Annotated in this window: 13 protein-coding genes; 7 read left to right on the forward strand and 6 right to left on the reverse strand. The window is 66.5% G+C overall.

Going from position 1 to position 13,102, the window contains the following annotated elements:
- Positions 1-33: 33 nt before the first annotated feature.
- Entirely contained in the window at positions 34-1,566 is a 1,533-nt protein-coding gene (locus ACO06X_RS03760; RefSeq protein ID WP_421838660.1) for an adenosine deaminase family protein, read from the reverse strand.
- 139 nt (positions 1,567-1,705) lie between these two features.
- Between ACO06X_RS03760 and ACO06X_RS03765 the strand changes: the two genes are divergently transcribed.
- Positions 1,706-2,641 (forward strand): LysR family transcriptional regulator, encoded by a 936-nt coding sequence (locus ACO06X_RS03765; RefSeq protein WP_421838661.1) that lies wholly within the window; start codon positions 1,706-1,708, stop codon positions 2,639-2,641.
- A gap of 85 nt (positions 2,642-2,726) precedes the next feature.
- Entirely contained in the window at positions 2,727-3,257 is a 531-nt protein-coding gene (locus ACO06X_RS03770; RefSeq protein WP_421838662.1) for a phosphoribosyltransferase, read from the forward strand.
- Between the two features lie 96 nt (positions 3,258-3,353).
- Here the strand turns inward: ACO06X_RS03770 and ACO06X_RS03775 are convergent, their stop codons facing one another.
- Genes ACO06X_RS03775 through ACO06X_RS03795 form a run of 5 tightly spaced genes read right to left on the reverse strand, consistent with a single transcriptional unit; the run spans position 3,354 to position 9,663 of the window.
- Positions 3,354-4,025, reverse strand: coding sequence for a cytochrome b/b6 domain-containing protein (locus tag ACO06X_RS03775; protein WP_421838663.1), 672 nt, complete (start codon positions 4,023-4,025; stop codon positions 3,354-3,356).
- 7 nt (positions 4,026-4,032) lie between these two features.
- Positions 4,033-4,494, reverse strand: coding sequence for a c-type cytochrome (locus ACO06X_RS03780; RefSeq protein ID WP_421838664.1), 462 nt, complete (start codon positions 4,492-4,494; stop codon positions 4,033-4,035).
- Between the two features lie 39 nt (positions 4,495-4,533).
- The gene (locus tag ACO06X_RS03785) at positions 4,534-5,856 is read right to left on the reverse strand and encodes an ankyrin repeat domain-containing protein (protein ID WP_421838665.1); all 1,323 of its coding nucleotides are present in this window, start codon (positions 5,854-5,856) and stop codon (positions 4,534-4,536) included.
- Entirely contained in the window at positions 5,849-7,186 is a 1,338-nt protein-coding gene (locus tag ACO06X_RS03790) for a DUF1552 domain-containing protein (RefSeq protein ID WP_421838666.1), read from the reverse strand. The genes ACO06X_RS03785 and ACO06X_RS03790 overlap by 8 nt, the downstream gene beginning before the upstream one ends.
- On the reverse strand, positions 7,183-9,663 hold the full coding sequence (locus ACO06X_RS03795; protein ID WP_421838667.1) for a DUF1592 domain-containing protein: 2,481 nt from the start codon (positions 9,661-9,663) through the stop codon (positions 7,183-7,185). Before ACO06X_RS03795 ends, ACO06X_RS03790 begins: the two co-directional genes overlap by 4 nt.
- A gap of 233 nt (positions 9,664-9,896) precedes the next feature.
- Here ACO06X_RS03795 and ACO06X_RS03800 point away from each other — a divergent pair, with 233 nt between their 5' ends.
- The 5 genes from ACO06X_RS03800 to accC all read left to right on the forward strand — a co-directional run bounded on the left by ACO06X_RS03800 (position 9,897) and on the right by accC (position 13,061).
- Positions 9,897-10,166: a 3TM-type holin gene (locus ACO06X_RS03800; protein ID WP_421838668.1), complete on the forward strand. Its 270-nt coding sequence runs from the start codon at positions 9,897-9,899 to the stop codon at positions 10,164-10,166.
- A gap of 56 nt (positions 10,167-10,222) precedes the next feature.
- Positions 10,223-10,567 (forward strand): hypothetical protein, encoded by a 345-nt coding sequence (locus ACO06X_RS03805; RefSeq protein ID WP_421838669.1) that lies wholly within the window; start codon positions 10,223-10,225, stop codon positions 10,565-10,567.
- 94 nt (positions 10,568-10,661) lie between these two features.
- Complete coding sequence (gene aroQ / locus ACO06X_RS03810; RefSeq protein ID WP_421838670.1) at positions 10,662-11,096, forward strand: type II 3-dehydroquinate dehydratase; 435 nt, start codon at positions 10,662-10,664, stop codon at positions 11,094-11,096.
- A 155-nt stretch (positions 11,097-11,251) separates the two neighbouring features.
- A complete protein-coding gene (accB, locus tag ACO06X_RS03815; RefSeq protein WP_421839849.1) occupies positions 11,252-11,701 on the forward strand; it encodes an acetyl-CoA carboxylase biotin carboxyl carrier protein in 450 nt (149 codons plus the stop codon).
- A gap of 13 nt (positions 11,702-11,714) precedes the next feature.
- Positions 11,715-13,061: an acetyl-CoA carboxylase biotin carboxylase subunit gene (gene accC / locus ACO06X_RS03820; RefSeq protein WP_421838671.1), complete on the forward strand. Its 1,347-nt coding sequence runs from the start codon at positions 11,715-11,717 to the stop codon at positions 13,059-13,061.
- Positions 13,062-13,102: the final 41 nt, after the last annotated feature.

A 13,102-nucleotide genomic window follows, 5' to 3' on the forward strand; every position in this document is an offset into this window, starting at 1 on the left:
GATGCCACTCATGCGGCAAATCGTATTACGCTCTTAAGACACCTTTCCGGCACGCGCCAGACGCTCTGCCTCAAATGCTGCAAAACGCTGTTCAAGATCCATCTGCAGCCGCGCCTTCTCGTTGCCCGCCAGATACTTGCTGCAAGAAGGTGTGGCAAAATCAGCACAGGCCGCCACCGGCACCAGCGCGACCAGATCGCTCCACAGCGGCCCGCCGGGCACGAAGGAATAAGCAAGGCCCGCGCGCGCGATCTGCTTGAGCTCAGGATAGGTCAGCCCCTGCTCGCGCACGGCACGGACATATTCATTCGTCATGTCGGTGCGCAGCACGCCCTCGTCATCGGTCGAAAGTACCACCGGCACACCGTGCGCGCGGTAGAGCCGCATGGGGTGGTCCGCGCCCTTGACGCCAAGGATCACCGCGTTGCTGGTGAGGTTGATCTCGACCGCAATCCCCTCGCGCGCCATGCGTGCCATGGTATCCTCGGCCTGATCCTCGAAGGCGATCCCGGTGCCATGCCCGATCCGCTTCGCGCCAACCGCCACGGCCTGCGCAATATGGTCCTTGAGGTCCGCTGGCGGCACCTGCCCAAGCGATACCTCGCCGGCGTGCAGTGTCAGCTTCACGCGCGGATATTTCGCGGCAAGGAAGCGGATCATCGCCATGTGCAGGCCGTAATCGCGGCGCGCCAGCCAGGCATCCTCGGGCATCACGATGTTGACGCCAACGAAGCGCGGATCCGCATCCGCCATCATGAAACCGAGGATCAGCGAGCAATAGACCTGCCGCGGCGGCAGCGCGCGCAGCGCCTGGAACAGGTAATGCACCGCCACCTTGCAGGCGGGCTCGGCCGCCGCCGTGCCGCAGGCCATGGCCTTGGCCGAAGCCGCTTCGTCCGCATCGAGTTCAGCCCGCGCCCGGGGCACCAGCGGCGCAAATTCCTTCGCCTCGCTCGCGTAGACGGCAGCAAGGTCCGCTGCGGCGATGGGCGCATCACCCGCTGCGCGCACCACCGAAACCAGGGTGTTCGTGTTGTGATCGAGCTCCAGATAGGAAACATGGTCCCCCGCCGCGATGCGCCGCGTCGCGGTGAGCATCTTCGCTGTCTCGCCGCCCATTTTCCCGAAACGGTCGAACGAGCGGAAGAACTGGGTATGGCCGGAAACGTCGTTCTGCCCCACCCCGCGCTGGAAACCGCGCGTCGACATCGCGTCGATCAGGCGGTCCATGCCAAATTCGTTGGTCGCCGCGAACCGATCGATCGCGCGCTCCGCCGGGCACGGCGGCGGGTCAACGCTCAGCCCCGCCTCGTCGACACAGAAGCCCTTGGCCGCGGCCCAGGTCAGGAAATCCTCGGCATAGATCGCGCCGGCAAGGTGATTGTGCAGATCACCGCCCTTGGGCATGCCGCGCAGCAGCACGCGCAGTGCCGGCGGGCTTTCGCGCGCGTCCTCGATCAGCTTGGCGACTGCTGCTTCCCGCGCAGGATCGTTCAGAACCGGCTCGGCCAGCGCCGGAATGGACGCAGCAGCGAGTAGCGCCGCGCCCAGCGCGCACTGTGCCATCGTCCAACTGCCCCCTGCCCTGCGACCCAATTTTCGATCCCGTTTGTTGCGTTGCAGCGTGACTATGACCTTGACCTGTTTCGCGCAAATGCAATGAATCGCGCAAGGTGTTGCGAAAATTAGGTAGGGTAAAAAATCGGTGCCGGCTTTCTCGCGCTTCCTGCGCTATTTCCTCGCCGTTGGCCGCCTCGGCTCAATCCGCAAGGCTGCGGACGAACTCAACGTATCCGCGTCGGCGATCGACCGCCAGATCCTCAACGTCGAGGCCGAAATCGGCATGCCGCTGTTCGAGCGCCTGCCCACCGGCCTGCGCCTCACTGCGGCGGGCGAGATCCTCATGGCGGCGGGCGGGCGCTGGCAGAAGAGCCTCGCCGAAGTGCGCGCCCAGATCGAGGACTTGCGCGGGCTCAAGCGCGGCCATGTCGAGATCGCTGTGATCGATGCGCTGGCCAAGGGCGTGATTCCGGCTGCGATCCAGTCGCTCCAGACCCGCTACCCCGGCATCACCATCGAAGTGAAAGTCGCCGCGAACGATACTGTGCGCCGGATGATTGCAAGCGGCGAAGTCGATTTCGGCGTTTTCTTCGGTCCCGAATCCTACCGCGACATCACCGTGCGCGCTTTCGTCGACGTGCATCTTGGCTTCATTACCCCCGCCGGCCACCCCTTCGGCGAGCAGGCCGAGGCGCGCTTTTCGTCCTGCGTCGGCTCGCCCGTCGTCGTGCCCTCCAGCCCGCTCGCGGTCCACCAGCAGATCGCCGTGCTCGAAGGCACCACGCGCATCACGCTCGACCGGAAGGCGACGAGCAACAACATCCAGATGATCACCAGCCTCGTGCTGCAGGGCATCGGCATCGGCATCCTCACCTCGCTCGACGTGGTGACGGAGGTGCGCGCGGGCCTCCTCTCGTTCACCCGCATTTCCGATCCCGTGCTGCGCCCGATGACGCTCGCGCTGTGCACAGCCGCCGCCCGACCGCCAAGCTATGCCGCCGATATCGTGCTGGGCGAGATCCAGACCGCGTTTGCCGAACTCGCCTGGCCCCCGGCAGGCACCGCGCGCAATTCCGGTTGAAAAGGTGCCCTTGCCGCAATTGCCCCGCGCGGCGGGAATCGGTAACCGCTCTCCTTTGCTGCCCGACAAACGGACCCCAACGGACATGACCGAAGCTGCCGCCCCCGTGCTGAACTACATCCCATACGAGGATTTCCTGCGCAGCGTTCGCAGCCTGTCGCGGCTGCTGGCGGCCGATAGCTGGAAGCCCGATTTCATCATCGGCATCGGCAGGGGCGGCCTCGTCCCTGCGGTCTACATCAGCCACGAACTGCAAGTGCCGATGCTCTCGATCGATCATTCCTCGAAAGTCCCGGGCTTTGCCGACGAACTGCTCGGCAAGGTGGCGGACAAGTCCACCACCGGCACGCGCCTCCTGTTCGTTGACGATATCAACGACAGCGGCGGTACGATTGCCTACATCCGGGGCCTGCTTTCGGAAAACGGCTGCAACCCCGATAACTTGCGCTTCGCCGTGCTCAAGGACAATTGCCGCTCCAAGGCCCGCGTCGACTACACCGCCGAAGTGATCGACCGCGCCGAGGACAAGCGCTGGTTCGTCTTCCCGTGGGAAGCGGTGATGACCGCCGAGACCTTGGCCGAGGAAGCGCAGGCCGTGCCGGAGCGGCTGTCCTAAACCGTTCGTCACCCCCGCGAAGGCGGGGGTCCAGAGCCGCCAGAACTGCGCCCGCCCTGGATTCCCGCCTTCGCGGGAATGACGAAGGTAGTGTGTTCAGCCCAGCTTGAACCCGTTCATAACCAGCCAGGTCAGCGCGCCGACCGCCGCAATCCCGGCCAGCGCAGCAACCGGCGACCACTTCACGTCTTCGACAGACTCACCCTTGGCCCGGTCCCGCCGGCCGGTGATCATCGGCCCGATCAGATTGTGCGCATTGAGCACCTGATAGTAGCCGATCGCGAGGATGTGCAGGCCAATCACCGCCAGCGCGGCCTTGAACACGCCTTCATGCCATTCGGAGGCCGTGCGGCCCGCATCAAAGCTCACCCAGTCGGCCAGCGGCCCGGATTCGATCCCGTCGACATCGACCGCGAACAGGCCTGCCAGCGTGATCGTGAGGATCACCGCCAGCAGCGCTGCCACGCTCCAGCCGCCCAAGGGATTGTGCCCGTCCGAAGGCGTCTCGCCGTCGTGCGTCTTGAGATACGCCAGAATGGCGCCCGGCCCTTTCAGAAACTGCGCGAAGCGGGCGGTGCGCGATCCGGCAAAGCCCCAGAACACGCGAAACACGACGAGCGCGAAGATGGCGTAGCCCGCCTGCTTGTGGCGCTCCATGTCGTGGTTCTCGCCGCTCCACCAGGCAAAGCCGAACAGCGCGATCAGGCTCCAGTGGAACACCCGCACGAACGGGTCCCACACCTTTACGGACTGCGTATCCGTGCTCATGGCAGGCTCAGTCCTCGGCGCGGAACTGCTTGTGGCAGGCCGCGCACGTACCGCCAACGGCCTTGAACTGCGCCAGCACCGCCGCGGTGTCGCCCGATCCGGCAATCCCGACCAGCTTGTCTGCCTCGGCCACCAGCTTGGCAGAGGCGGCATCGAAGGCGCTCTTTTGCGTCCAGATCGCCGGTAGCGCTTCGGTCTTCACGCCGGACGACGGCCCGGTCCCCGGCGTGAACAGCACCCATTGCGTCCGCGCCGTAGCCGCCAGCGTGCGCGCGGCGGCGAGCAGCTTGGCCTTGTCCGCCGCGCCACCCAGCTCGTCCTTCAGCGCCTTCATCGCACCGCCCATTTTCTTGAAGTTGGCCTGCCGCGCCGCAATCGTCTCGGCAGGCGAGGCAGCGATGGAGGCGGCACCGCCAGCCACCAAGGCGGCGAGTGCGGCGGCGATCAGGAACGGTCTTGCTCGGGTCATCGGCAGTGGTCCTTCTGCAGAGAAAATCAGTGGGGCAACTTAGTGCGACTGGGCCAGGACAGCCGCCTTGTCCGGATAGACTTCATGAAACGCGGCCTGCACCGTGGCAAGCCCATCGGTGAGCACTTGCAGCGCGGTCTTGCCCTTGGCGTTGGGAAGGTCCGCCCGCGCGCCTTTCGCTGCCAACACGCGCAGCATCGCCGGAAGCGTGGGAAAGAACGGTCCGCCTGCCAGCATATGGAGCGCGGTTGTCTTGTCCTTGTCCATCACGTTGGCATCCCCTGCCAGCTCGATCGCCAGCGTCAGCGCGGTCGGATCGCGCCCCTGCGCCGCTGCCAGCACGAGGTTGACCCCGGCGCCATCGACGAAATGCTCGTTCGCGCCTGCCCGCACCAGCTGCCACATCACATCCGCCTGCCCCGCCTTGGCCGCGGCCATCAGCGCAGTTGTCGGCTGCACCGGCGGGGGCGCCATGCCGAAATTGGCCTCGGTCACCCAGGTGATCTTCGACGGGCCGGACAGCGCATCAGGCTCGGCCCCGCGCTCGAGCAGTGCCGCTACCAGCGATCCCTGCCCTGCTGCCGCCGCCACATGGAGCGGCCGCCGCCCCTCGCGGTCAAGCTCGGACACATCGCCGCCGCCCAGCCGCACCAGTTCCTCCGCCGCCGCCCAGTTCTTCTGGTAGAGCGCCATCTGCAGCGCGCTGGTGTTCTCCGGCCCGCGATGCATCACATCCGCCCCAGCCGCGATCAGCGCGGAAACCAGATTGGCCTTTCCGCTCGCCAAGGCAAAGAACAGCGGGGTGAAGCCGTTCGGCGTTTCCCGGTTCACTTGCGCGCCCGCCGCAAGCAGCGCCAAAACCGCATCGAGCCGCCCTGCGGACGCCGCCCACATCAGCGGCGTCTGCCCGCGCAGATCGGCGCTTTCAGCCGCCGCGCCACGCGCCAGCAGCGCGCGCACACCTTCCGTATCGGAAAACCGCGCGCACATCGCCAGCGGCGTCACCGCGTCCGCATTGGATTGATCGACCGGCGCGCCCGCCGCCACCAGCGCCGCCACAATCGCGCCATTGCCGCGCTCACAGGCGAGCAGCAGCGGCGTCACGCCCAGCGCATCGGCGCGGTCGGTCTTTGCCCCGGCCTTGAGCAGCGCATCAACCAGCGCCGGATCCTGCGTCTCGACCGCGCGCGCCAGCGGCGTCTCGCCATATTCAAGCGCGGCATTGGCATCCGCCCCATGCGCCAGCGCCGCCGCCAGCGCCGCGGGATCATCATCCGCAATCGCGCGGGCGATATCGTCCGCTCCATGCGCGATGGCGGGCAGCGGCGTCATCGCCAGCAGGAACGCCGCCAGCCTACGCACGCGCCAGTCCTGCCAGCGGCCCGGAGCTGTCGCCGAACTTCGCGGCCGGTACGTCGAGCAACTGGAGCCCGGTCAGCAGCAGGTTCGACATCGACGTTCCCTTGCCCACGGCAAGATGCTGCCCGCCCTGCACCAACCCGCCCGCCACGATCACCGGCAGGTCCATGAAGTCATGATCGTTGGAATCGCCGAAGGCCGAACCCCGGATCACCAGCGTGGTATCGAGCAGCGCGCCCTCCCCGTCGCGCGTCTCCTTCAGCCGCTTCAGCGCATAAGCGAAGAATTCCATGTGATAGCGGTTGATCACCGCCAGCTTGGCCATCTTGTCCGGGTTCTTGCCGTGGTGGCTCAGCATATGGTGCGAATCCGGCACCCCGATTTCGGGATAAGTCCGGTTCGAGATTTCACGCCCCAGCATGAAGGTGCAGACGCGCGTGAGGTCCGCCTGCATGGCGAGGACCTGCAGATCGATCATCAGCCGCACATGCTCGGCGAATTCGGCGGGGATGCCTGCGGGCTGCGCAAAGCCCCCCGCCTCGGCCTGCGGCCCCGTTGCCGCGCGCTGTATGCGCTTTTCAATCGCACGCGTTGCATCGAGATATTCGTCGAGCTTGCGCTTGTCCTCCGCGCCGAGCCGGCCCGATAGCCGCGCCGCATCCTCGCGCACATAGTCGAGGATCGAGGCCTGCCGACGCGCCTGTGCCAGCCGGCTTGCGGGATCGAGCGCCTCGCCATCGCCGAACAGGCGCTCGAACACATCGCGCGGATTGGCCATGACTGGCAGCGGCACCGTCGGCGTCAGCCACGAAATGCCATTGGTATAGGCGCAGGAATAGTTGATGTCGCAGCTGCCCAGCAGGCTCGCCTGATCGATCCCGAGTTCGAGGCTGGGGATCGTCGTCGTCTCGCCCAGATGTGCCGCAAAGACCTGATCCATCGAGACGCCGCAGCGAATGTCCGGCCCCTCGGTCTGCCGCGCATGGGCGCCGGTCAGGAACGCGGGGCACGAACGGCCATGTCCCGCCGGCCGGTCCCCGAATGCCGCCGCCTGCGGATGGCCCAGCCCGCTCACCACCACCATGTCGCTGCGAAAGGGCTCCAGCGGCGCGAGCGTCGGCGGCAAAGCATAGTCCGCCCCCGTCGCCACAGGACGATAGGCGTCCATCGTCATGCCGTTGGGCGTGTAGAACACCGAAAGCCGCTTGGGCCGAGCTGCCGCCTCCGCCGCGCGGGCAGACGGGATCATCGCTTCAAGGAACGGCAGCGCCAGCGTGGTGCCTAGCCCGCGCAGCACAGTGCGGCGGCTGAGGCTCGCGCGTTTGATGATCATCGATGCGGTCTCCATCCGCTCGCGGCGAGCGCCACGTTGGTCGGCGGCGTCGGAACCCGCCGCAAGGTAAAGCCGGGGCTCATCACGATGCCCCTGATGATCGTCTGCACCCGCCAGTCATCCTTGGCCGCGTCGCGCGCGATTGCGCGCACCGCCGGCATGTCCTGCGGCCCCAGACCCCGCCCCAGGGCATAGGTCATGAGCCGCTCGGTGAACGCCCGCGCAAATTCCTCGCGCCGATCCAGCAAAATCTGCTGCAAGCCGATGAAACCCTTGAATGCCGTCCCGTCTGCCAGCACCGCGCCCGCATCGATCACCTGCCCCGCATCCTGCGCGCGCCACGCGCCGACAGCATCGAAGTTTTCGAGCGCAAAGCCCAGCGGATCCATCCGCTGGTGGCAAGAAGCGCAGGCCGGATTGGCGCGGTGCAGCTCCAGCTGCTCGCGCGCGGTCAGCTTCTTCCCGTCGTGCTCGGCCTTCAGCGCCGGCACATCAGCCGGCGGCGGCGGCGGCGGCGAGGCGAGCATGTTATCAAGTATCCACTTGCCGCGCTTCACCACCGAGGTGCGGTTGCCATAGCTCGTCACGGTCAGGATGCTCGCCTGCCCCAGCAGCCCGCCGCGCGGCATGTCCGCCCCCAGCGCGACCTTGCGGAAGGCCGGCCCCCGCACGCCCTCGATCCCGTAATGCCGCGCCAGCCGCTCGTTGAGGAACGTGTAGTCCGCGCGGATGAAGTCCGTCACCGGCCGGTTCGCGGAAAGCACGTGGCCGAAGAACATCCGCGTCTCGGTCGCCATCGCGGCGCGCAGCGGCACGTCGAACTGCGGGAATTCGGTGATATCGGGCCGCTGCTGATCCAGATTGCGCAAGTAGAGCCACTGCCCGGCGAAATTCTCTGTCAGTGCCTCGCCGCGCTTGTCCGCCAGCATCCGCGCGATCTCGGCGCTGAGCACGGCGGGCTGGTGCAGCTTGCCCTGCCCCGCCAGCGCGAGCAGCCGCTCATCCGGAATCGAGCTCCACAGGAACAGCGAAAGCCGCGTCGCCAGATCGTAGTCGGAAACCGGAATAACGCTGCCAGCCTTGCCGGCCGGAGGCGGCGCCTCCACCGCGAAGAGGAAGCGCGGCGAGACCAGCAGCGCCTCGATGCCCGCTTCCACGCCGCTTTCAAATCCGCCCGCCGCGCGCTCGCCTTCGTAGACCTTCAGGAGCGGCGCCAACTCTGCCGCGCTCACCGGCCCGCGCCACGCGCGCTTTGCCAAACCGCCAAGGATACGCCGTGCGCATGGTGCCTCTTCCGCCGCCCGCTTTGGCTGGCAGACAAAAACCGCCTTGCGGCTCGGGAGATCGGCATTGCCCGCCACATCGAACGGCCCTGCCACATCCAGTTGCAGCACGTCGCGCGGAAAATTGGCTTGCGAATAGCGCGGATGCACGCGGAACGAAGGCACCGTCATCGTCCCGGCGCGCTGGCCGTCCACCCACACATCGAGCGGCAGATCGACCGGCTTGTCCACCGGCAGCGGCACATAGTCGGTCGAGTTGCGCAGCACCTGCACCGCCTCGTTCGGCCAGGTCTGCCGCCGGAACGAAACCGCGATCCGGTGCAAGCCCGCCTTCATCGGCACGCGCAGCGCAAAGCGGTCTTCCGGCAGCCGGTCGCTTTCGTTGTTGGTGTTCGAATTGAGCCAGACCGCGATGTCATAGGCCCCATCCCAGCGCGCGGTATAACGCACCGCCGTACCCCCGCGCGAACCCAGCGGCAGGTCCGCCCCGGCGCGCTCGTTGAAGGCGGGGATACCCGAATTCATCACCGAGCCATCCTTGGCGACCTGCCAGGTGGTCACGAAATCGCGCTTGGGCACCAGCCCCGTCGCTGCCCTCGCCGCCTTGCCCGCGACTGCGACATAGCGCTCCATCAAGGTGGGCGAGACGCTGAGCACATCGGCGATGTTGTCGAAGCCGAAGCCCGAATTGTCCGGCGGCAGCGCGGCGGCGAAATCGCCCTCCACGCCCAGCAGATCGCGCACCGCATTGGCATACTCACGCCGGTTGAGCCGCCGCACCGGGGCCGCGCCCGGATCGGGATTTGCCATCACATATCGCGCGCGGCCTTCATCCAGCCACGAAACGAAGTCCGCCCGCAGCGCCGGATCGGGCTGCTTCTTGCTGTGCGGCGGCATTTCACCCGCCGCGACGCGCCGCAGGATCTTCTCCCAAGCCTCGGCGTTGCGGCCCGCCGCGATGTCGCTCGCCTTGAGGTCGGCGACCGAAAGACCTGCGACATGATCGAAATCGTTGTGGCAGCGCGAGCAGTAGTCCTCGAGCATCGGCTCGATCAGCGCAGCGCGCCGCTCGTCCAGCGATGCCGCAGGCGCGGCAGTCTCGTCCGCCGCGGCATAGAGGCACGAGCCCGAGACCAGCGCGCTCAGCGCCAGCAGGCCCCGCCCGAAAGAAATCCGCCGCAAAGCCTCGACCAAATGCCTGCCCCTGAACCTGCGCGATGCCATCTGTTTACATCAGCATGACAGCAAGGCCACTGCCCTATCTACCGCAGTGCAGCACGTCCATTGCCATAAACCGGACAGGGGGTAGCGATAATTCGGGTGGGGGTACGGCTAGAGCCTGCCCGCAGCGCCAAACCATTTTCCTACACACCTTTTTGCCGCTATCTGGCCCGGCGTCCCCATCCCCTTGAAAGGACGCAGCCACCATGACCACCCGGCCCCTCCCTGCCGATTCCCGCCGCTATGTGGCGCTCGCCCGCCCGACCTTCCTCTATGTGATGTACGCCATGATCCTCTGGGCCATCCCGCTCGGCCTGCTCGGCGCCGTGCGCCCGGCCTCTGCCCGCGCGATGACCGAGGCGATGACCGCCTATTTCGCCGGCCTGCCCGAGCCGCTCTACGCGCTCTTCGGCGCGGCTTACCTCGGCTACACGGCGGCCCGCCAATGGGGCAAGGCACGCGGGACGGATCAGTAAAAAACACCTGCTTGGTTAGCTTCGGGTAATCTTTGCCTGCTATGACGCTTGGCAGCATGGACGCAAACCGCTTCTTTCCCGCCAATCGGCCACTCGCGCGCCGCCTCGCCCTTGCTGGCGCGGCGGCCGCGCTTTCGCTGCTGCTGTCCGGCTGCGACGTCGACCGCGTGAGCGCGCTCGAGGAGCGCATGACGGCGGTCGAGGCCAAGGCCGATGCGGCGGAAAAGAAGGCCAAGGCTGCCGAATCACTGGCCGCAACCAACCAGCCGCAAGCTATCGCGCAGCCCGACCCTGTCGTGCAAAGCGATGACAATCCGGACGGTGACGACCCCGCCGCGTCCATCGACGATGGCGGCGAACCGGGCGCACCGCCGCCGATGGCGGATAACGGGAAGGGCTGAGCGGGCCAGGCGCTGATACGCGCAAGGCTTGCGCGGCTGGCTTCACGCTCTATCAGAGCCGCTTGCCTTGCCATTGCCTTCGCGGGAGCCCGCCATGCCTGAGACCGTTTTCGTCCTCAACGGCCCTAATCTCAACCTGCTCGGCACGCGCGAGCCGGAGATCTACGGCTCTGCCACGCTGGATGATATCGCCGGGATGCTCGAAGACCGCGCGCGCGAACTCGGCCTCGAAATCGATCTGCGCCAGTCGAACCATGAAGGCCATCTCGTTGATTGGCTTCATGAAGCGCAGGCCGTCGGCGCCAAGGCCGTGCTGCTCAACGCCGGCGCCTTCACCCATACCAGCGTGGCGCTGCACGATGCGATTCTGGCCATCCGCACCCCGGTGATCGAAGTCCACCTTTCGAACCCGCACACGCGTGAGGCCTTCCGCCACAAGTCCTATGTCGGCATGGCTGCAAAGGCCACCATCGCGGGCTTCGGCCCGCTGAGCTACCTCCTTGCACTCGAAGGCGCGCGCCGGCTCTGAAGCCCAGGCCCCAAGGGGCCTTCAGGGCTTTTCCACGCTGCCTATTCCGGTTTTTCTTGCCTCGGAGCGGCGCGGCGGGCATGGAACCGCCTTTCGACACGATCACCCGCAAGGACAACAAAATGGGGCATGACCGCGGCGACGAGGGCGCCAAAATGGCAATCGACAGCGCGCTGGTGCGCGAACTGGCCGAACTGCTTTCCGATACCGGCCTGACCGAGATCGAAGTCGAGGACGGCACGCGCAAGATCCGCGTTGCCCGCACGATCACCGCCGCTCCGGTGATGAACTATGCGCCCGCGCCCGCCGCTGCACCGGCCCCCGCGGCGGCCCCGGCTGCGGTTGCCGAAGCCCCCGCTGCGGAAACGCACGCCAACGCCCTGCGCTCGCCGATGGTCGGCACCGTCTATCTCACCCCCGAACCCGGCGCCGCGCCGTTCATCACGGTTGGTGCCACGGTCAAGGCTGGTGACACGCTCCTGATCGTTGAGGCGATGAAGGTGATGAATCCGATCACCGCGCCCACTGGCGGCAAGATCACCGCGATCCTGGTCGAAAACGCGCAGCCGGTCGAATTCGACCAGCCGCTCGTCGTCATCGCCTGAGGCCGCGCGCCCCATGGCCATTTCCCGCCTGCTGATCGCCAACCGTGGCGAAATTGCGCTGCGCATCCACCGCGCCGCGCATGAAATGGGGATCGAAACGGTCGCGGTGCATTCCACCGCCGATGCCGATGCCATGCACGTGCGCCTCGCCGATCACGCCGTCTGCATCGGGCCCCCGGCTGCGAAAGACAGCTATCTCAACATGGCCGCGATCATTTCTGCGGCAGAGATCACCCATGCCGATGCGATCCACCCGGGCTACGGCTTCCTCTCGGAGAACGCCCAGTTCGCCGATATCGTTGAAGCCCACGGCATCACCTGGATCGGCCCCAAGCCCGAACATATCCGCACGATGGGCGACAAGATCGAGGCCAAGCGCACCGCCGGCAAGCTCGGTCTGCCGCTGGTTCCGGGCTCGGACGGCGCGGTTTCCGATATCAAGGAAGCCAAGGCCATCGCCGAGGCCGCCGGCTATCCGGTGATCATCAAGGCCGCCTCGGGCGGCGGCGGGCGCGGCATGAAGGTCTGCAACGGCCCCGACGAGCTCGAAACGCTGATCCAGCAGGCCGGCAGCGAGGCCAAGGCCGCGTTCGGCGATGCCACCGTCTATATCGAGAAGTACCTCGGCAACCCGCGCCACATCGAATTCCAGATCTTCGGCGATGGCAACGGCAACGCCATCCACCTCGGCGAGCGCGACTGCTCCTTGCAGCGCCGCCACCAGAAGGTGCTGGAAGAAGCCCCCTCCCCCGTCATCTCGGCTGCCGAGCGCGACCGCATGGGCGGCATCGTCTCCAAGGCGATGGCCGACATGGGCTATCGCGGCGCGGGCACGATCGAGTTCCTCTGGGAAAACGGCGAGTTCTACTTCATCGAGATGAACACCCGCCTGCAGGTGGAGCATCCCGTCACCGAAGCGATCACCGGCGTCGACCTCGTGCGTGAGCAGATCCGCATCGCCGATGGCAAGCCGCTCTCGGTCCGCCAGGAAGAGATCGAGTTCAAGGGCCACGCGATCGAGTGCCGCATCAACGCGGAAGACCCGTTCAACTTCACCCCCTCGCCGGGTCTGGTCACCAGCTATCACGCCGCAGGCGGCATGCACGTGCGCGTCGATAGCGGGCTTTACGCCGGCTACCGCATCCCGCCCTATTACGATTCGATGATCGCCAAGCTCATCGTCTATGGCCGCACCCGCGAAGGCTGCATCATGCGCCTGAAGCGCGCGCTGGAGGAAATGGTGATCGGCGGCATCAAGACCTCGATCCCCCTTCACCAGAAACTGCTGACCGACCCCAAGGTCCTCGATGGCGACTACTCGATCAAGTATCTGGAGCAGTGGCTTTCGGAAGAAGCCTGAGCCTTAGATCCTCCCCATTTTCACAAAGTGCAAATGGGGAG

The organism is Novosphingobium sp. (assembly GCF_965229225.1).
Classification (GTDB): domain Bacteria; phylum Pseudomonadota; class Alphaproteobacteria; order Sphingomonadales; family Sphingomonadaceae; genus Novosphingobium.